Here is a 19,743-nt window from a genome sequence, read left to right as displayed (position 1 = left end):
CCCTCCTGGTCAGGATGACGGAACCGTAGGGCACCGGTCACGCGACGAGCAAGGTGCGATCCCGAGGAAGGTCGATGGCTCAGGGACGCCCGGCGTAGGGCATCGCGTCGGCCCAGCGCATCGCGACCTCGTGCACGGGGCTGCCGGGCTGGCGGGCCTCGATCATCATGCCGTTCCCGGTGTACATCGCGACGTGCCGGATCGTCGACGGGTTCGAGGTGTCGTTCGCGTAGAAGATCAGGTCGCCCGGCCGGAGCTGGTCGTAGGGGATCTTCTGCACGCGCTGGTACTGCGAGCGCGACGTGCGGGTGATGTCGACGCCCGCGGCCGCCCACGCGCGCGACGTGAGACCCGAGCAGTCGTAGCCCGGTCCCGTGCCGCCGAACACGTACGGGGCGCCGACCTTGGTGCGCGCCCACGCGACCGCGGCCTGGCCCTGCGCGGCGCTGCCGACCCCCGTCCCCGGGGGTGGCGTGACGACCGGCGGCGGGTCGGGAGTCGGTGCGGGAGCCGGGTTCGGGGCAGGCGCCGGGTTCGGCGCGGGTGCAGGGTCGGGCGCGGGGTTCGGAACAGGGTTGGGCGCAGGCGCGGGGTTCTCCGGCGCGGGGTTGCTCGTCGGCGGCGCCGCGGGCGTGCCCGACGGCGTCCCCGAGGCCGGGGCCTCGACGCGCGCCCGGGCGGCAGCCTCGCGCTCGCTCGCGGCCTGCGCGTCGAGGGCGTCCTGGCGCTGACGCTCGACGTCGACGCTCGTGGCCCGCGCCCGGGCGAGCTCGGCGAGGAGCGACTCCCGGCGGGTCGCCGACTCCTGCACGGCGTCGTCGAGCGCGTCGGACGAGACCTGGGCGGCGGCGAGCGCGTCACGCGCACGGTCCTCGACCTCGGCCTGGTGCGCGAGCGCCGCGTCGGCCCGGGCGCGTGCGGTGTCCGCGACGGCGCGCGCCGTCGCGTGCGCGTCGACCGCGCGTCCTGCGGTGCGGCCGGCGACGCGCTCGGCGTTCTCCCGCTCGACGACCTGGTCCACGCCGTCGGCGTCGAGCACGGCGCGGAGGGCGTCGAGGTCGGCGGACCCCTGCCGGGACGCGCGGAACAGCGCGGCCACCGCGGCCCGCGCGTCGGACTCGTCCTCCTGCGCGGTGGTGAGCGCCTCCTGGGCCTCACGGACCTCGGTGTCCGCCGTCGTGAGCGCGTCCTGCGCGGCGGCGTACTCCTCGGCGGCGGTCTCGACGGCCGCCTCCGCGGCGGCCCTGCGGTCGCGGAGCCCGGCGAGCTCGCCCTCGACCGCCGCGACGTCACGGGCCGCACCGTCCACGGCCTCGCGCGCCGTGCGGACGTCGTCGTCCGACGGCTGGTCGGACGACGCGGAGGGCGCGAGCCCGACGGTGAGCAGCAGCGCGAGGGCTCCCGCGACCCCCGCGGGGACGAGGCGTCGACGTGCAGGGCGACGACGTGGCGCAGCGCCGGGACCGCTCGCCCGCACCCGGATCTCGTCGCTCATCGCACCTCCTCGGCAGTCCGCTCGGCGTGTCCCGTTGACAGCACCCGCACGAGTCTGCCCAGTTCGCCCCGGATGCGCCATCGGAGGAGCCGGAACCTTCTCAGGATGTGGTCTCGCATCGCGAGACGCCCCTGTCGGCGCGCGCGGAACACGCCTAGCCTCACGAGCATGTCCCGTCGAATGTGTCGCTGACCCCAGCGCACGTTCGCCTGCCCGCGAGCCGTCGTCGACGACGTCCTCGCCGTGGCATCCCGTCCCGCGTGCGCCACCCGCCGCGGTGGACGGTCGGATCCCCGGCTCCCCTCGCACCCGCGGCACCCGTCCGCCCGGCGCGCCGTGCGCCGTCGTCCCGCCCCACCCACCCGCAGGAGAGCACCGTGAGCACCGAGAACGCCCCCGCCTGGTCCTTCGAGACGCGCCAGGTCCACGCCGGCCAGACCGCCGACCCCACGACCGGCGCCCGCGCGCTGCCGATCTACCAGACCACGTCGTTCGTCTTCCCCGACGCGTCCGTGGCCGCCGACCGCTTCGCGCTCAAGGACCTCGGCCCCATCTACACGCGCATCGGCAACCCGACCCAGGAGGTCGTGGAGAACCGCATCGCGTCGCTCGAGGGCGGTGTCGGCGCGCTCCTCCTCGCGTCCGGGCAGGCCGCGACGACGTTCGCGATCCTCAACGTCGCGGAGGCGGGCGACCACGTCGTCGCGTCCCCGAGCCTGTACGGCGGCACCTACAACCTGCTCCAGTACTCGCTCGCCAAGCTCGGCGTCGAGACGACGTTCGTCGCCGACCCGCACGACCCGCAGGCCTGGCGCGACGCGGTGCGCCCGAACACCAAGCTCTTCTTCGGCGAGACGATCCCCAACCCGCAGGCCGACGTCCTCGACGTCGAGGCCGTCGCGGCCGTCGCGCACGAGGTGGGTGTCCCGCTGATCGTCGACAACACGGTCGCGACCCCCTACCTGCTGCGCCCGCTCGAGCACGGGGCGGACGTCGTCGTGCACTCGGCGACGAAGTACCTGGGCGGTCACGGCTCCGCGATCGGCGGCGTGATCGTCGACGGCGGCACCTTCGACTACGCGGCACACCCGGAGCGCTTCCCGAACTACAACACGCCCGACCCGTCGTACAACGGCCTCGTCTACGCGCGCGACCTCGGGGTGGACGGCATCCTCGGCGCGAACCTCGCCTACGTGCTCAAGGCGCGAGTGCAGCTCCTGCGCGACCTGGGCTCCGCGATCTCGCCGTTCAACGCGTTCCTCATCGCGCAGGGCATCGAGACGCTGTCGCTGCGCGTCGAGCGTCACGTCGCCAACGCGCAGAAGGTCGCGGAGTGGCTCGAGGCGCGCGACGACGTCCGCACCGTGCACTACGCCGGGCTCGCGTCGAGCCCGTGGCACGCCAACGCACAGAAGTACCTGCCCCGCGGCGCCGGCGCGGTGCTCGCGTTCGAGCTCGACGGCGGTAGCGAGGCCGGGCAGGCCTTCGTCTCCGCCCTGCAGCTCCACTCCAACGTCGCGAACATCGGCGACGTGCGCTCGCTCGTCATCCACCCTGCGTCGACGACCCACGCCCAGCTCAGCCCCGAGGAGCAGGCGAAGTCCGGTGTCACGCCCGGCCTCGTCCGGCTCGCGGTCGGCATCGAGCACGTCGACGACATCCTCGCCGACCTCGAGCTCGGGTTCACGGCCGCCAAGTCGTCGCTGGACGCCTGAGCGACGGCGCCCGCACGCGCGGCAGAACCACGACGAGGACAGCGATGACGGATCTGGACAGCCGGGGCGCCCTGCGCGCCCCGGCCGTACAGTGGCCGACGGTGAGCCCTGTGAACGACGACCTTCCCTCCCCCGCTCCTGACGCCTGGCGCGGCCCCCGGCCGGGCGTCGCGGCGGGGCGCGGCGTCTCGCCGTCGCGCGCGCGGGTGAAGCCGCCGGTCCCGGCGACGGGTGCCTGGCGCGAGGGTGACCCCGTCGGGGGGCGGCAGTTCGCCGACGTCGGCACGTTCGACCTCGAGTCCGGCGCTCGGCTGCCCGACGTGCGCGTCGCGTACGAGACGTGGGGCACGCTCGCGCCGGACGGTTCCAACGCCGTCCTCGTCCTGCACGCCCTCACGGGCGACTCCCACGTGAGCGGTCCCGCCGGAGAGGGTCACGCCTCCGCAGGCTGGTGGCAGTCCCTCGTCGGGCCCGGCGCGCCGATCGACACCGACCGCTGGTTCGTCGTCGCGCCCAACGTGCTCGGTGGGTGCCAGGGGACCACCGGCCCGGCGTCCACCGCTCCCGACGGCCGCCCCTGGGGCAGCCGCTTCCCGCGCGTCACGACGCGCGACCAGGTCGCCGTCGAGATCGAGCTCGCGCGGTCGCTCGGGGTCACGTCGTGGGCGTTCGTCGTCGGCGCGTCGATGGGCGGGCACCGCGTCCTCGAGTGGGCGCTGCTCGGGCCCGAGTCGGGGATCGACGTCGTCTCGCTCGCCGCCATCGCGACGACCGCCCAGACCACCGGCGACCAGATCGCCTGGGCGCACCCGCAGCTCGGCGCGGTGCGCGCCGACCCCGGCTACCGGGGCGGGGACTACTACGACGCCGCGGACGGCGACGGCCCGCACGTCGGGCTCGGCATCGCCCGCCAGATCGCGCACGCGACGTACCGGTCCGCGCGCGAGCTCGACGACCGGTTCGGCCGCCTCCCGCAGGGCGGAGAGGACCCGTTCACGGACGGGCGCTACGCCGTGCAGTCGTACCTCGACCACCACGGCGACAAGCTCGCGCGGCGCTTCGACGCGAACTCGTACGTCGTGCTCACCGAGTCGATGCTCACGCACGACCTGGGCCGCGACCGCGGCGGCGTCGAAGCGGCGCTCGCGCAGGTCACGGCGCACGCGCTCGTCGTCGCCGTCGACTCCGACCGGCTCTTCCTGCCCGCGGACTGCGCCCGGATCGCGGCCGGCATCCCTGGAGCGGAGCCGCTGCGGACGCTGGTCAGCGACTTCGGTCACGACGGGTTCCTCATCGAGTTCGACCAGCTCGGCCCGATCGTCGCGGACTTCCTGGGCGAACGGGCGAGCGTCCGCGACTGAGCGAGGTCCACCGGTCGGCACCGTGACGGACCGTCTCGCCACCACCTGGCACGATGAGCGGATGGACAGCGACGTGACCGAGGCCGCCCAGCACCTGCACTCCCAATGGGACCGGCTCGACCGGTGGCTGCGCGACCTCGGGGGCGAGCTCGACCGCGACGCCGCGCGCCCCAGCGTGCTCGACGGCTGGACGGTGGGCGAGCTCGTCGCCCACCTCGGTCGTGTCATGGAGACCCTCGCCCTCTGCGGCCCCGTCCCCGCCGGCACCGTCCCCCTCACGCTGGCCGAGTACCTCGGCACCTACCCGGAGCGCGCCGACGAGATCGAGCACGCGACGCGCGCGCTCGACGAGCAGATCGCCGCCGACCGCCTCGGGCACGTCGAGGCCTTCGCGGCTGCCGGCTTCGCCCGGCTCGACGAGCTCGCCGACGAGCGCGTCGTGCAGGCGCGACGCGGACCGATCACGCTCCTGGACATGGTGCGCTCACGCGTCCTCGAGCTCGTGGTGCACGCCGACGACCTGGCTCGGAGCTTCCCCGGGGTGCGTTCCGACCCCGTGGACCGTGCGGCGCTCGACGCCGTCGCGGCCGAGCTGCTCCGCGTCGTCGTGACGCGCGGAGGCTGGTCCCTCGAGGTGCGCGAGCCACGCCTGTGGCTGCGCCTCGCGTGCGGCCGCGTCCCGTACGACGTCGACGAGCTCGCGCGCGCCCTGGAGCCCGTGCACACCTCCGACGCCGTGCCCGACCTCGGGCGGATGCTCCCGCTGCTCTGACTCCGGTGTCGGGCGAGCGGGCGCGCCGGCCCCCGTGGTCCCGACGCAGGCCGGACCGTAGGTTGGGGGCATGCTCGCCGCCTACGCCGACCACACCGACCCCGACGACCCCCTGGCCGGGCTGGTCGTCGGGGACCAGCCCGAACCCGAGAACCGTGAGCACTGGACGACCGTCGACGTCCGCGCCGCCTCGCTCAACCACCACGACCTGTGGTCCCTGCGCGGCGTCGGGCTGCCCGCCGACCGGCTCCCCATGATCCTCGGGACCGACGCGGCCGGCGTCGCGCCCGACGGCAGCGAGGTCGTCGTGCACGCGGTGATCGGGGCTGACGGGCACGGCGTCGGCCCGACCGAACGACGGTCGCTGCTGTCCGAGCGCTACCCCGGCACCCTCGCCGAGCGCGTCGCCGTCCCGACGCACAACCTCGTCCCCAAGCCCCCCGAGCTCACCTTCGTCGAGGCCGCGTGCGTCCCGACCGCCTGGCTCACCGCGTACCGGATGCTCTTCACCGCCGGCGGCGCCGCACCCGGCGACCGCGTCCTCGTCCAGGGCGCGGGCGGCGGGGTCGCGACGGCGGCGGTCGCCCTGGGGGCAGCCGCCGGGCTCGAGATGTGGGTGACGTCCCGCTCCGCGGGCAAGCGCGCGGGCGCCGCACGACTCGGCGCGGCCGCGACCTTCGAGCCCGGCGCCCGCCTGCCCGCGCCGGTCGACGTCGTCGTGGAGACCGTCGGCCAGGCGACCTGGAAGCACTCGCTGCGCTCCGTACGTCCGGGCGGGACCGTCGTCGTCGCCGGGGCGACCAGCGGCGACGCGACCCCGGCGGAGCTCACCCGCGTCTTCTTCCACGAGCTCCGCATCCAGGGCGTGACCATGGGGTCACGCGACGACCTCGCCGCGCTGCTCCGGTTCCTCGCCCGCAGCGAGGTCCGCCCCGTCGTCGACCAGGTGCTGCCCCTGACGCAGGCACGCGACGGCCTCGCACGCATGCACGCCGGGGAGCACTTCGGCAAGGTGGTGCTCACGCCGTGACGTCCCCGGGCTGGGGCCCGGACGTCCTCGGCGCCGGGTACGAACAGCGCACGGTCGAGCTGGAGCCCGACGACGAGGGCGAGGTCGTCGTCACCGTCGTGCGGCACGCGCCCACGACGCACGACCCGATCCGCCCCGCACGCGCGGTGCTGTACGTGCACGGCTGGAGCGACTACTTCTTCCAGACCGAGCTCGCCGAGACCTGGCGCGGCCTCGGTGCCGCGTTCTACGCCGTGGACCTCCGCAAGTACGGGCGCAGCCTGCGCCCCCACCAGACCCCCGGGTACGCCGACCACCTCACGGAGTACGACGCCGACATCGCCGCGGCGCTCGACGTCGTGCGTCAGGACCTCGGAGCGCACGTCGCGATCATGCTCATGGGTCACTCCACCGGCGGGCTCGTCGCCGCGCTCTGGGCGCACCGGCACCCCGGGGTCGTGCGCGGGTTGGTGCTCAACAGCCCGTGGCTCGAGCTCCAGGGGTCGTCGGTCGCCCGGACCGTCTCGGGGCCCGCGATCCGCCAGCTCGCCCGGTTCCAGCCCCGCACACCGCTGCCGAACGTCGACCCCGGCTACTACGCCCGGACCTTGCGCGACCGCGACGACGGCGCGTGGGTGATCGACGACGCCTGGCGCCCCGTCCCGTCGTTCCCCGTCCGTGCCGGCTGGCTGCGCGCCGTCATCTCGGGCCACGCGCGCGTCGCAGCCGGCCTCTCCATCGACTGCCCCGTGCTCGTGCTCCTCGCCGAGAGGTCGCTGTTCAGCACGCGCTGGTCCGAGGAGATGCGGTCCGCCGACATCGTCCTCGACGTCGAACCGCTCGCCCGCCGGGCATCGCACCTCGGGCGGATCGTCACCCTCGTACGGATCCCCGGCGGGATGCACGACCTCTCGCTCTCCGCCCCCGAACCACGCGCACGATTCTTCACGGAGATCGTGCGCTGGTCCGCGGCCTACGGCTGGGCCTGACACCGCTGCCCCACAAGGCGAGAACCGCGGACCACGCAATGAGAACACGGGCCGGCCGGGAGAGAACCGTGGCCGCGCGAAAGAGAACCGTGGCCGCGCGAAGTAGAACCGTGGTCGCGCGAGAGAGAACCCTTGCCACGCGAAATAGAACCGTGGTCGCGCGAGGTAGTGCCGTGGTCGGGTTCGCGGTGGGGCTGGTCTCGGTTGCTCGGGGCTGCCGCGCCGTCGCCGTGGTCTTTCGGGTGTGGGTTCTTGGAGCGCGGCTTTGACGCCCCTTCGCATCCGAGCCCACCCCCACCGCTCTGCCGTCGGGTCTCCGTGGTCGGGGGACCGCCGACCGGGGCGGCCCCGGTAGGCCGATCAGGCGATCTCTTGTGTGGGCAGGGTGCGGCTGGTGGCGGGTGCCCGGGGCCGACGCCGCGGGCAGTGAACCCGGGTGAGCGACGACCGAGGCGAGACGACGCCGGTCGGGGTGGGTGGTGGTGCCGCGTCGTGGTTGGGTCTGGCGGGAGCCGCGAGGAACGAGCGGCGGATGGTAGACGCGGCACCGCCACCCACCCCGACCACCCAGGGCGACCACACGCCGTCGGGCAGGAAGCAACCACAGTTCTATCTCGACCGACCACGGTTATACCTCGACCGACCACGGTTCTACCTCGGCGGACCAGGGTTCTATCTCGACCGACCAGGGTTCTATCTCGACCGACCAGGGTTCTATCTCGACCGACCAGAGTTCTGCTGCGGCGGACGCGGTTCTGTCTCCGCGGGCCGGGGTTTGGCTGCGCGGGACCGGGGTTGTGTCTCGGCTGGTCCTGGTTGTGGTGCGCGCGGGTCCGGGTATGCGGATATGCCGAAGGCCCACCCCGTGTTGGGGTGGGCCTTCGGTGAAGGGTTGTCCGGCGGCGTCCTACTCTCCCACCCCGTCTCCAGGGCAGTACCATCGGCGCTGAAGGGCTTAGCTTCCGGGTTCGGTATGGGACCGGGCGTTTCCCCTTCGCTGTGACCGCCGTAACTCTGTGAACCTGTCAACACTCGGGCACCCCGTGGGGGTGTGGTGTTGGTGGTTCGGGAACCGCACAGTGGACGCGTAGCACAAGAGTGTGTTGGTGTTGAAGTTGTCGGCTGATTAGTACCGGTCAGCTGCACGGGTCTTTCGTCCCCGCTTCCACGTCCGGCCTATCGACCCAGTGTTCTGCTGGGTGCCTCTCACCCCGTAGGGTATGGAAACCTCATCTTGAAGCAGGCTTCCCGCTTAGATGCTTTCAGCGGTTATCCCTTCCGAACGTAGCCAACCAGCGGTGCTCCTGGCGGAACAACTGGCACACCAGAGGTTCGTCCGTCCCGGTCCTCTCGTACTAGGGACAGCCCTTCTCAAGTTTCCTGCGCGCGCAGCGGATAGGGACCGAACTGTCTCACGACGTTCTAAACCCAGCTCGCGTACCGCTTTAATGGGCGAACAGCCCAACCCTTGGGACCTACTCCAGCCCCAGGATGCGACGAGCCGACATCGAGGTGCCAAACCATGCCGTCGATATGGACTCTTGGGCAAGATCAGCCTGTTATCCCCGGGGTACCTTTTATCCGTTGAGCGACGGCGCTTCCACAAGCCACCGCCGGATCACTAGTTCCGACTTTCGTCCCTGCTCGACCTGTCAGTCTCACAGTCAAGCTCCCTTGTGCACTTGCACTCGACACCTGATTGCCAACCAGGCTGAGGGAACCTTTGAGCGCCTCCGTTACATTTTAGGAGGCAACCGCCCCAGTTAAACTACCCACCAGGCACTGTCCCTGGTCCGGATCACGGACCGAGGTTAGACATCCGAAGCGGCCAGAGTGGTATTTCAACGTTGACTCCACCCGCACTGGCGTACGGGCTTCACAGTCTCCCACCTATCCTACACAAGCCGCACCGAACACCAATACCAAGCTATAGTAAAGGTCCCGGGGTCTTTCCGTCCTGCTGCGCGTAACGAGCATCTTTACTCGTAGTGCAATTTCGCCGAGTTCGCGGTTGAGACAGCGGAGAAGTCGTTACGCCATTCGTGCAGGTCGGAACTTACCCGACAAGGAATTTCGCTACCTTAGGATGGTTATAGTTACCACCGCCGTTTACTGGGGCTTAAATTCTGAGCTTCACCCCGAGGGGTTGACCCGTCCTCTTAACCTTCCAGCACCGGGCAGGCGTCAGTCCGTATACATCGTCTTGCGACTTCGCACGGACCTGTGTTTTTAGTAAACAGTCGCTTCTCCCTGGTCTCTGCGGCCGTCCACGCTCCCACCGCGAGGGTGTTCACGCTTCGGGCCCCCCTTCTCCCGAAGTTACGGGGGCATTTTGCCGAGTTCCTTAACCACGATTCTCTCGATCGCCTTAGTATTCTCTACCTGACCACCTGAGTCGGTTTGGGGTACGGGCGGCTAGAACCTCGCGTCGAGGCTTTTCTTGGCAGCATAGGATCACCCAGTTCGCGCTTGTGCGCTCACCGTCAGCTCTCAGCCTGTATGCCTGGCGGATTTGCCTACCAGACGGCCTACAGCCTTGGACGTGGTCTACCATCGCCACGCCGGGCTACCTTCCTGCGTCACCCCTGTTAATACGCTTACCTACTACCGGTTCGGGTCCCGCGCGCCCCTGCCCATGGCCCCGAAGGGCCGGCGGACAGGTTTGGACGGTTAGCATCACCGGGCTCGGTATGGGCGGTTCTTCGCCGGTAGGAGAATATCAACTCCTTGTCCATCGACTACGCCTGTCGGCCTCGCCTTAGGTCCCGACTTACCCAGGGCGGATTAACCTGGCCCTGGAACCCTTGGTCATTCGGCGGACGGGTTTCTCACCCGTCTTTCGCTACTCATGCCTGCATTCTCACTCGTGTGGGCTCCACCACTGGGTTCCCCCGCGGCTTCACTGCCCACACGACGCTCCCCTACCCACCTGCGCCTCTGGACCACGAAGGCCTGAGTTGAGCGCAGATGCCACGGCTTCGGCGGTGTACTTGAGCCCCGCTACATTGTCGGCGCGGAATCACTTGACCAGTGAGCTATTACGCACTCTTTCAAGGGTGGCTGCTTCTAAGCCAACCTCCTGGTTGTCTGTGCAACTCCACATCCTTTCCCACTTAGCACACGCTTAGGGGCCTTAGCCGGTGGTCTGGGCTGTTTCCCTCTCGACTACGGAGCTTATCCCCCGCAGTCTCACTGCCACGCTTCCACTTACCGGCATTCGGAGTTTGGCTGACGTCAGTAACCTTGTAGGGCCCATCGGCCATCCAGTAGCTCTACCTCCGGCAAGAAACACGTGACGCTGCACCTAAATGCATTTCGGGGAGAACCAGCTATCACGAAGTTTGATTGGCCTTTCACCCCTAACCACAGGTCATCCCCCAGGTTTTCAACCCTGGTGGGTTCGGTCCTCCACGCGGTCTTACCCGCGCTTCAACCTGCCCATGGCTAGATCACTTCGCTTCGGGTCTAGACCCAGCGACTATGGGCGCCCTGTTCGGACTCGCTTTCGCTACGGCTTCCCCACACGGGTTAACCTCGCCACTGAGCACTAACTCGCAGGCTCATTCTTCAAAAGGCACGCTGTCACCCCAGCCAAGGAGGCTCCAACGGATTGTAGGCACACGGTTTCAGGTACTATTTCACTCCCCTCCCGGGGTACTTTTCACCTTTCCCTCACGGTACTGGTCCGCTATCGGTCACTAGGTAGTATTTAGGCTTAGCAAGTGGTCTTGCCAGATTCACACGAGATTTCTCGGGCCCCGTGCTACTTGGGATCCCCTTCGGGAGGCCGCACCATTTCGTCTACCGGACTCGCACCGTCTGTGGTCCGCCTTTCAATGCGGTTCGACTATGACACGACTTTCTGACTCCCCGGCGGACTGTCAGATCCACCAGAAGGGTCCCACAACCCCGAACACGCAACGCCTGACAGCTTTAACACGCGCCCGGTTTGGCCTCGTCCGCTTTCGCTCGCCACTACTCACGGAATATCTCTTCCTGTCGGTACTGAGATGTTTCACTTCCCGACGTTCCCTCCACACACCCTATATATTCAGGTGCGGGTCACACGACATGACTCGTGCGGGGTTCCCCCATTCGGAAACCCTCGGATCACAGCTCGTTTGCCAGCTCCCCGAGGCTTATCGCAGGCTACAACGTCCTTCTTCGGCTCCTAGTGCCAAGGCATCCACCCTGTGCCCTTAAAAACTTCAACAAAAACAACAAAACTGCAGAGAACCAAGAACCACACCCACGCACCCCGAAAGGCAAGCGAGTGTGTCTTGATCTTTACAAAGATGCTCGCGTCCACTGTGCAGTTCTCAAACAACCAACGACCCCGACCCCCACCAGGACCCGCCTACCCCACCAACTCCCCAAGGGAAGCAGACGAAGCGGTTCGTGATCCGAGGACCGGCCCGTACCAGGCACCCCACCAACCGGTGGCCGGTGACCTGAGGACCCAACAGTGTGCTCGACAAGCCCCCCACCCCTCACCAGCGATGTTCCACCACCCACCACCCACCCCGAAGGACGAGAGGCCGGCAGGTACTGACACCAGCGAAGACCAGGACGCTCTTTCGTCAATGTTCCACCCATGAGCAACCACCCACCACACGTACGGCGATGGCGTGGCACCTGAACACCCCCCACCAGCAAAGCCGGCCAGGGAAGTGTTGGTAGCTCCTTAGAAAGGAGGTGATCCAGCCGCACCTTCCGGTACGGCTACCTTGTTACGACTTAGTCCCAATCGCCAGTCCCACCTTCGACCACTCCCCCCGCGAACGGTTGGGCCATGGGCTTCGGGTGTTACCGACTTTCGTGACTTGACGGGCGGTGTGTACAAGGCCCGGGAACGTATTCACCGCAGCGTTGCTGATCTGCGATTACTAGCGACTCCGACTTCATGGGGTCGAGTTGCAGACCCCAATCCGAACTGAGACCGGCTTTTTGGGATTCGCTCCACCTTACGGTATCGCAGCCCTTTGTACCGGCCATTGTAGCATGCGTGAAGCCCAAGACATAAGGGGCATGATGATTTGACGTCATCCCCACCTTCCTCCGAGTTGACCCCGGCAGTCTCCCATGAGTCCCCGGCATAACCCGCTGGCAACATGGGACGAGGGTTGCGCTCGTTGCGGGACTTAACCCAACATCTCACGACACGAGCTGACGACAACCATGCACCACCTGTGCACGAGTGTCCAAAGAGACCACCATCTCTGGTGGCTTCCCGTGCATGTCAAGCCTTGGTAAGGTTCTTCGCGTTGCATCGAATTAATCCGCATGCTCCGCCGCTTGTGCGGGCCCCCGTCAATTCCTTTGAGTTTTAGCCTTGCGGCCGTACTCCCCAGGCGGGGCACTTAATGCGTTTGCTGCGGCACGGAACTCGTGGAATGAGCCCCACACCTAGTGCCCAACGTTTACGGCATGGACTACCAGGGTATCTAATCCTGTTCGCTCCCCATGCTTTCGCTCCTCAGCGTCAGTTGCGGCCCAGAGACCTGCCTTCGCCATCGGTGTTCCTCCTGATATCTGCGCATTCCACCGCTACACCAGGAATTCCAGTCTCCCCTACCGCACTCTAGTCTGCCCGTACCCGATGCAAGCCCATGGTTGAGCCATGGGTTTTCACACCAGACGCGACAAACCGCCTACGAGCTCTTTACGCCCAATAATTCCGGACAACGCTTGCGCCCTACGTATTACCGCGGCTGCTGGCACGTAGTTAGCCGGCGCTTCTTCTGCAGGTACCGTCACTTGCGCTTCTTCCCTGCTGAAAGAGGTTTACAACCCGAAGGCCTTCATCCCTCACGCGGCGTCGCTGCATCAGGCTTGCGCCCATTGTGCAATATTCCCCACTGCTGCCTCCCGTAGGAGTCTGGGCCGTGTCTCAGTCCCAGTGTGGCCGGTCGCCCTCTCAGGCCGGCTACCCGTCGTCGCCTTGGTAGGCCATCACCCCACCAACAAGCTGATAGGCCGCGAGCCCATCCCTGACCGAAAAACTTTCCAACCACCCCCATGCGAGGGTAGCTCATATCCGGTATTAGCCCCGGTTTCCCGGAGTTATCCCGAAGTCAAGGGCAGGTTACTCACGTGTTACTCACCCGTTCGCCACTAATCAACCCAGCAAGCTGGGCATCATCGTTCGACTTGCATGTGTTAAGCACGCCGCCAGCGTTCGTCCTGAGCCAGGATCAAACTCTCCGTAAATGAACAACGCCCACCACCAGGACAAACCCGATGATGAACAATCCATACGAAGCGAACCCCAACAGGGTTCACAAAAACTGGCATCAACACGAAAGATGACATCATCTTCCGAAATCAACCAAAGGAATCCCAGACACGACCAACCACCCCACCCGGACGGGCAAGACGACCAGCCATGCCACAGGGACAAAAATTGGCATTGACTAACAAGCACACTGTTGAGTTCTCAAACAACCGACACACACCGCCTCCGACCTCGTTCCCGAGGCCCTTGCGCGGGGCGCTTCCTTCGTTCTGAATCCTACCAGACCCGGCCGTTCGTCCCGGACCGGTGAAAACCGGATTTCCGTTCAGAAATGTACCTGATCCAGACACCCTCACCTTACTCACGGCGCAGCACTGTGCTCCGAGAATCTGGTGGGAGTTGCACCCGGGGGACCAGCCACTTCGCATCTGCTCCGAGGAGCTGTGCCGTGGTGTCTGTTCCTCCCTGCCGGGCGACCTCGAGAACATTACGGGGTCCGGACGCGGATGGTCAACTCGCGCCGTCGTGACCCGGGCCACTCCCCCTCGGCGCACAGCTCCCGGGCACCTATCGCTGCCCGCTCGGCGCCTCGCCGTCGGCCGCTGCCGGTGCTGCGGACGCCGCCGCCCGCACCGCCAGGCGGGCCACCGCAGTGCGCAGCTCCTCCGGCCCGACCACCGTGAACGGCGCGTCGAAGATCCCGAACCAGGCAGCCAAGCCTCCCCACGACCACGAGGCGGCCGTCAGTCGGCACCGTCCCTCCCCCACGGCCTCGACGAGCGCACCCGACCCGGCCCAGGCCGCCACGTCGGCGGCGTCGAGGTCGAGCTCGACCGTCCCGCGCGCGGGCATCTCGGGTCGAGCGAAGCGCTCGGCGACGAACGTCGCGACGTCCCGGACGGGCAGCGCACGCCGTTCGAACCGCGCGCCGGCACCGTCTCGCGGCGTCATCCGGTCGACCCGGAACGTCCGCCAGTCGTCCCGGTCGAGGTCCCACGCGACGAGGTACCAGCGGCCGCCCCAGGTGACGACGTGGTGCGGTTCCACCCGGCGCGGTGCACGGAAGCCCTCGCCGGCCTCGCTCCCCGCGGCCCGCAGCACCTCGCCCGTCCCGCCGTCGTAGTCGAACCGCAGCACGCGACGGTCGCTCGTCGCGGTCCCGACGGCGACGAGCACGTCCGCCCGCACGACGGGGAGTGACTGCTCCCGACGCCCCGGTACCGCCGTCACCTCCAGGGCGTCGATGCGCGTGCGCAGCCGCGCGGGCATGACCTGGCGGATCGTCGCGAGCGCGCGCGCCGCGGCGTCCTCCACGCCGGGGAGCGTCGCCGTGCGCAGTGCGATCGCGACCGCGACCGCCTGCTCGTCGTCGAACAGGAGCGGTGGGACGTCCGCTCCGGCGTCCAACCGGTAGCCGCCGTCGGGCCCCTTCGTCGCTCGCACCGGGTAGCCCAGCTCGCGCAGCCGGTCGACGTCGCGGCGCACGGTGCGCGGGCTCACGTCGAGCCGCTCGGCGAGCGCGGCGCCCGGCCAGTCCCGGCGCGCCTGGAGCAGCGAGAGCAGTCGCAGCAGTCGTCCTGAGGTCTCGAGCATGTCCTCAGGTTCGCACGCGGTAGAGGACGAAACCTGTCCGCTACCCCTGGCAACGTCGGTCTCGACGCAGGACGCACACCCAGGAGGAGCCACCGTGATCCGCACCAGAGCACTGACCAAGGACTTCGCCGTCGGGCGCGACGCGAGCGCCACGGTGCACGCCGTCCGCGGCATCGACCTCGACGTCGCACCCGGCGAGCTCGTCGCCGTCCTCGGCCCCAACGGGGCGGGCAAGACGACCACGCTCCGCATGCTCACCACGCTCATCCGGCCCACGTCGGGGACCGCGACCGTCGCGGGGCACGACGTCGTCGCCGAGCCCGACGCCGTCCGGCACCGCATCGGCTACGTCGGGCAGGGCAACGGCGCCGGGCACGCACAGCGCGCCGTCGACGAGCTCGCGAGCCAGGGCCGCATCCACGGCCTCGACCGGCGCACCGCGCGACGCCGCGCCGACGAGCTCCTCGACTCGCTCGAGCTCGCCACGTACCGCACCCGCAAGGTGTCCGACCTCTCCGGCGGGCAGCGGCGACGGCTCGACGTCGCGATGGGCCTGGTGCACGCGCCGTCGCTGCTGTTCCTCGACGAGCCGTCGACCGGCCTCGACCCCCACAACCGCGCGAACCTGTGGGACCACGTGCTGCGCATGCGCGACGACGCGCTGGCCGCCACCGGCGAGCCCATGACGATCGTCCTCACGACGCACTACCTCGACGAGGCGGACACGATGGCCGAGCGTGTCGTCGTCGTCGACCACGGCCAGGTCATCGCCGACGACACCGCCGAGAACCTCAAGGCCGACCTCGCCGGCGACCGCGTCGTCGTCACTCTCGCTCCCGCGCGCGGGCACGACGGCGCCGCGCGGCTCACCGAGCTCGCCCGCCGCATCGAGGGCTTCCGCGAGGCGACCCGCACGCCCGACGACGGCCCCGCCGTCGGGCACGACGCCGCGCCCACGCTCGAGGTGCGCGCCGAGCGCGGCGACGCCTACCTCCCTCGCCTGCTGCGCGCCGCCGACGCGGACGGCATCGGCGTCGAGACCGCGCAGGTGCACCGCCCCACGCTCGACGACGTCTTCCTCGCGCTCACCGGACGCAGCCTGCGCGAGGCCGGCGCCGCGACCACGACCGACGCCGCCGAGGACACCCGACCCACCGAGAGGACCGCAGCATGAGCACCGTCGACATCGCCCCCACGGTCGCCCCGCACCCCGCACCCGCCCGCCCGCGCGCCCGTCGTGGGCTCGCCGCCTTCACGCGCGACACCGGGATCGTGCTCGTCCGCGAGCTGCGCCCCGTCGTGCACGACCCCTTCTCCGTGCTGTTCGGGCTCGTCCAGCCGATCGTCTTCCTCGCCCTGTTCGGCCCCCTGCTCGTCGGTTCGCTGGGTGGCACGACGACCGGTCAGGAGGTCCTCGGCGGCAACGTCTGGCAGTGGTTCGTCCCGTCCATCCTCGTGATGACCACGCTCTTCGGGACCACGACGACCGGGGCGAACCTGCTCGTCGAGCTCCAGACCGGCGCGCACGAGCGCATGCTCGTCGCCCCGCTCTCACGGGCCTCGCTGCTCGTGGGCCGCGCCCTCAAGGAGATGGTCCCGATCGTCGCGCAGTCGGTCGTGGTGGTGCTCGTCATGCTCCCGTTCGGGTTCGAGCTCCACCCCGCCGGCGCCGTCGTCGGGCTCGCGCTCCTCGCCGTCTTCGGCGTCGGCATCGGGTCGCTCAGCTATGCGCTCGCGCTCGCGGTGCGCAAGCAGGACTGGATGTTCTGGGTGGTGCAGCAGACGCTGATCTTCCCCCTCATGATCCTGTCCGGCATGCTCCTGCCGCTGGAGACCGGGCCTCGCTGGATGCAGGTCGCGTCCGACGTCAACCCGTTGCGGTACGTCGTCGACGCGGAGCGCGCGCTGTTCGCCGGCGATCTCACGGCCTCGGCCGTCGCGTGGGGCTGGGTCGCCGCCGCCGTGACGGCCGCCGTCGGGCTCGCCGTCGGGATCCGCACCATGGTGCGCACCACCGACTGAGCACCTCGCGTCTGGCCCGGGCCAGCTCCACGGCCCGGGCCACCGCGCTGCCCGGGCTCGTCAGCACCGGGACCGGGAGGTCGGCGAGCAGCGCCGCCGCGGGCGCCATGCTGGCCTGCGCGAGCACGACGACGTCCGGCGCCCGGCGCGCGACGGCGTCCCGCACCGCGTCCGCGACGCCCCGGTGGTACGCGCCCAGGTCCCCCGCCTCGAAGTCCGACCACGCATGGGTGCACACCACCGGCTCGAGCTCGACCGCGGTCCCCGCGCGCCGAGCGGCCTCCGACAAGAGCTCCGTCGTCGGGCCGAGCGTCGATGCGAGCGCCACCACGACGGCGACCCGGCCACCGTCGCGCACCGCCGCCTGCGCGAGCGGCCGGTCCACCCGCACCACGGGTACCCCGGCCACCACCTCCTCCGCGACCGGCCCGAGCGTCGAGCACGTGCACACCACCACCGACGCCCCCGCCGCGACGAGCGCGTCGACGTGCGCCCGGACCCGCTCGCCGACCGGCACCCCCGCCCGCGCATCGGCGAGCAGGGACACATCCGCCCGGTGCACGTGTCCCTCCCCCGGCGCGACGACGTCGACGAGCCCACCGAACGTCGCGACGTGCACGTCCGCCGTGTGCAGGAACCCGATCACGTGCGCCTCCGGTCGTCGTGCTCCAGCTGCTCAGGGACTGCGGTCAGGTCGGGCCCGCGGGCCGGACGCCGAACCCCGCCACACAGGTCGTGCGGCGACGGGCAGGACGAGCGGTGGGGTCGGACCGTGTGCGAAGGACGTCAAGGCGCACTCCCAGAACTGCCGCCCGGAAGACCGGGGTGACGGTGCGCCAGTCCGAGCGCACGGTCCGACCTCACCGCGGGCCCGACCACGCGGGCAGCAGACCAGAACCGACGAGCGCACCCGACCACGCGCGCCGTGGACCGGACCACAAGCGGCTCAGGCGTGGTGCTCGCGGAAGGCGTCGGTGAGGGTGGGGCCGTCGTCGGCGCCGAGGCGCCAGACGCTCCAGCCGTCGGCGGTGTGCGTGCCCGACACCGCGACGGCGGCGAGGTCCGGGTGGCGGAACCGGGCGCCGTCGGCCAGCTCGATGAAGCCGTCGGGCTGAAGGATCGCCTCGAAGCGCTGGCCGCGGCGCGGGCGGGACCACACGAGCTCGCGAGGCGCGCCGAACGCGCGCGCGAGCGCGACGAGGTCCGGGTCGTCCTCGGGCCCGAGCGGCACGTCCACGGGCGGCGGGGGTGGCACGGGGACGACGTCGCGGCTCACGGAGGTCGAGGCCGGCACCGGGTCGAGGTCGACCGGCGGGTGGTACGACAGCGGGTCGTAGGCGCGCTCGTGGGACGGGTTGCGCTGCTCGCCGTACTCGTGGGTGAGGTAGGACTCGCGGGTCCGGATCGACTCCCGGGTGCGGATCGACTCGCGCGTGAGGATCGACGTGCGGGGCGTCGGTGCGTCGTCGCCGGCCTCGACGGGGCGGCGGTCGGCCCAGCCTGCGGACGCGGGCTCGGGCACGGTCCGGGCGGTGAGCGGGTCGTCGAGGGGCACGAAGTCCAGGACGGGAGGCTCGGCGCGCGGCGACGGCGCGGCGATCGGGGCCAGCACGGCGAGGGGGCCGGTCTCGTCCGCCGGGGTCGGCGCGATCGCGGAGCCGGCGCGCGGCTCGAGCTCGGCGGCGCGACGGCGCTCGGCCCGGGACTGCGCGGCCTGCCGTGTCACCACGGGAAACTTGCCGGTCAGGGCTCGGCCCACGGCGACGCCGTCCGCGAAGTCGGAACCCGGGGCGACGGCGCGGCCCCGGCGAGGCTCGGGCGCGGCGGGTGGTGCGGGGTTGTCGCGTGTCATCGCGAGAGGTGACACGTCGACGAAGCGCCGGCCGTCGGCGCCCTGCACGACGCCGAGGCGCAGGACGGCGACCGGGGAGCCGGGCTGGCGGAGGAAGTCGAGCGCGTCCTGGATGCCGGGGGCCGCGCTGGAGCAGATGACGATGAGGCGTGCGCCGGTCGCGCGGGCGGTCGCCTGCGAGCGCGTGAGGGGGACGTTGTCGTAGAACGCGGCGACGTCCTGCTGGAACCTCGACGCGCCGCCGGTGTACCGGGCCGCGAGCTCGGCGCGCGTGAGGCGCCCGGCGCGGCCGGCGTGGTTGAGCGCCGTGGTCAGCGCGTCCTCGGTGAGCTCGGCGGTCACCTCGATGACGACGGGGAGACCGGCCGCGTCGAGCGCGAGGAGGTGGGGCTCGTCGGCGGACGTGCCCTGCGCGACGGGGAAGATCTGCTCGCCCAGCAGCCCCTCGATGTTGCCGTCCACGACGCGCTGCGCGTCCGTCCCGAAGGCTCCTGCCGGCTGGGGCGGCTGGACCAGTACGGGACGCTCGGCGTCCACCTCGAAGAGGGGCATCGGTGGATCTCCTGCTGCAGCGGGACGCGACCTGGGCGGGGGCGTTTGCGCCATAGCCTACGTCGCCGGTCAAGTCCCTCGAACCGGTCGAACCGTCCTCCGCGGGGGCACGCCCGCGGGCCGCCCGGGGACGTGCGGCGGTTTCGCG

The 19,743-nt window shown here is 69.9% G+C and carries 11 protein-coding genes and 3 rRNA genes; 7 read left to right on the top strand and 7 right to left on the bottom strand.

Going from position 1 to position 19,743, the window contains the following annotated elements:
* Positions 1-79: 79 nt before the first annotated feature.
* Complete coding sequence (locus tag FIC82_RS05820) at positions 80-1,495, bottom strand: C40 family peptidase (protein ID WP_154797901.1); 1,416 nt, start codon at positions 1,493-1,495, stop codon at positions 80-82.
* A 377-nt stretch (positions 1,496-1,872) separates the two neighbouring features.
* Here FIC82_RS05820 and FIC82_RS05815 point away from each other — a divergent pair, with 377 nt between their 5' ends.
* The 5 genes from FIC82_RS05815 (at position 1,873) to FIC82_RS05795 (ending at position 7,341) form a co-directional block, all read left to right on the top strand.
* Positions 1,873-3,210 carry a bifunctional o-acetylhomoserine/o-acetylserine sulfhydrylase gene (locus FIC82_RS05815; RefSeq protein WP_168731529.1) on the top strand — a complete coding sequence of 446 codons (1,338 nt, stop codon included), beginning with the start codon at positions 1,873-1,875 and terminating at the stop codon, positions 3,208-3,210.
* Positions 3,211-3,254: 44 nt separating this feature from the next.
* Positions 3,255-4,571 carry a homoserine O-acetyltransferase MetX gene (metX, locus tag FIC82_RS05810; RefSeq protein WP_154797900.1) on the top strand — a complete coding sequence of 439 codons (1,317 nt, stop codon included), beginning with the start codon at positions 3,255-3,257 and terminating at the stop codon, positions 4,569-4,571.
* Positions 4,572-4,632: 61 nt separating this feature from the next.
* The gene (locus FIC82_RS05805) at positions 4,633-5,343 is read left to right on the top strand and encodes a maleylpyruvate isomerase N-terminal domain-containing protein (protein WP_154797899.1); all 711 of its coding nucleotides are present in this window, start codon (positions 4,633-4,635) and stop codon (positions 5,341-5,343) included.
* Positions 5,344-5,413: 70 nt separating this feature from the next.
* Positions 5,414-6,373, top strand: coding sequence for a zinc-binding dehydrogenase (locus FIC82_RS05800; RefSeq protein ID WP_154797898.1), 960 nt, complete (start codon positions 5,414-5,416; stop codon positions 6,371-6,373).
* Entirely contained in the window at positions 6,370-7,341 is a 972-nt protein-coding gene (locus tag FIC82_RS05795) for an alpha/beta hydrolase (protein WP_168731528.1), read from the top strand. The genes FIC82_RS05800 and FIC82_RS05795 overlap by 4 nt, the downstream gene beginning before the upstream one ends.
* A gap of 894 nt (positions 7,342-8,235) precedes the next feature.
* Here the strand turns inward: FIC82_RS05795 and rrf are convergent.
* The 4 genes from rrf to FIC82_RS05775 form a co-directional block, all read right to left on the bottom strand.
* Positions 8,236-8,352 (bottom strand): 5S ribosomal RNA (gene rrf, locus FIC82_RS05790).
* 95 nt (positions 8,353-8,447) lie between these two features.
* Positions 8,448-11,554, bottom strand: a 23S ribosomal RNA gene (locus FIC82_RS05785).
* A 475-nt stretch (positions 11,555-12,029) separates the two neighbouring features.
* Positions 12,030-13,551, bottom strand: a 16S ribosomal RNA gene (locus FIC82_RS05780).
* Together the 16S, 23S and 5S rRNA genes form the textbook arrangement of a ribosomal RNA operon.
* 592 nt (positions 13,552-14,143) lie before the next feature.
* Positions 14,144-15,169 (bottom strand): helix-turn-helix transcriptional regulator, encoded by a 1,026-nt coding sequence (locus tag FIC82_RS05775; RefSeq protein WP_154797897.1) that lies wholly within the window; start codon positions 15,167-15,169, stop codon positions 14,144-14,146.
* A 94-nt stretch (positions 15,170-15,263) separates the two neighbouring features.
* Between FIC82_RS05775 and FIC82_RS05770 the strand changes: the two genes are divergently transcribed.
* Together FIC82_RS05770 and FIC82_RS05765 are read left to right on the top strand one after the other, a co-directional pair.
* Positions 15,264-16,343 carry an ATP-binding cassette domain-containing protein gene (locus FIC82_RS05770; RefSeq protein ID WP_168731527.1) on the top strand — a complete coding sequence of 360 codons (1,080 nt, stop codon included), beginning with the start codon at positions 15,264-15,266 and terminating at the stop codon, positions 16,341-16,343.
* The gene (locus FIC82_RS05765; protein WP_154797895.1) at positions 16,340-17,191 is read left to right on the top strand and encodes an ABC transporter permease; all 852 of its coding nucleotides are present in this window, start codon (positions 16,340-16,342) and stop codon (positions 17,189-17,191) included. Before FIC82_RS05770 ends, FIC82_RS05765 begins: the two co-directional genes overlap by 4 nt.
* Here FIC82_RS05765 and FIC82_RS05760 read toward each other — a convergent pair.
* Both FIC82_RS05760 and FIC82_RS05755 read right to left on the bottom strand, forming a co-directional pair.
* Complete coding sequence (locus tag FIC82_RS05760) at positions 17,091-17,837, bottom strand: aspartate/glutamate racemase family protein (RefSeq protein ID WP_216609995.1); 747 nt, start codon at positions 17,835-17,837, stop codon at positions 17,091-17,093. The genes FIC82_RS05765 and FIC82_RS05760 overlap by 101 nt on opposite strands.
* A 300-nt stretch (positions 17,838-18,137) precedes the next feature.
* Complete coding sequence (locus tag FIC82_RS05755) at positions 18,138-19,595, bottom strand: restriction system modified-DNA reader domain-containing protein (protein WP_154797894.1); 1,458 nt, start codon at positions 19,593-19,595, stop codon at positions 18,138-18,140.
* Positions 19,596-19,743 lie beyond the last annotated feature (148 nt).

Source organism: Cellulosimicrobium protaetiae (assembly GCF_009708005.2).
In the GTDB taxonomy this organism is placed as follows: Bacteria; Actinomycetota; Actinomycetes; order Actinomycetales; family Cellulomonadaceae; genus Cellulosimicrobium; species Cellulosimicrobium protaetiae.
Note: the sequence above shows the minus strand (reverse complement) of the source record. Positions and strands in the feature narration are given on the sequence as shown.

Bases quoted from the DNA above. Each gene is read 5' to 3' on its own strand.
- FIC82_RS05820 (WP_154797901.1), bottom strand. From the start codon at position 1,495: ATGAGCGACGAGATCCGGGTGCGGGCGAGCGGTCCCGGCGCTGCGCCA.
- metX (WP_154797900.1), top strand. From the start codon at position 3,255: ATGACGGATCTGGACAGCCGGGGCGCCCTGCGCGCCCCGGCCGTACAG.
- FIC82_RS05805 (WP_154797899.1), top strand. From the start codon at position 4,633: ATGGACAGCGACGTGACCGAGGCCGCCCAGCACCTGCACTCCCAATGG.
- FIC82_RS05800 (WP_154797898.1), top strand. From the start codon at position 5,414: ATGCTCGCCGCCTACGCCGACCACACCGACCCCGACGACCCCCTGGCC.
- FIC82_RS05775 (WP_154797897.1), bottom strand. From the start codon at position 15,169: ATGCTCGAGACCTCAGGACGACTGCTGCGACTGCTCTCGCTGCTCCAG.
- FIC82_RS05765 (WP_154797895.1), top strand. From the start codon at position 16,340: ATGAGCACCGTCGACATCGCCCCCACGGTCGCCCCGCACCCCGCACCC.
- FIC82_RS05755 (WP_154797894.1), bottom strand. From the start codon at position 19,595: ATGCCCCTCTTCGAGGTGGACGCCGAGCGTCCCGTACTGGTCCAGCCG.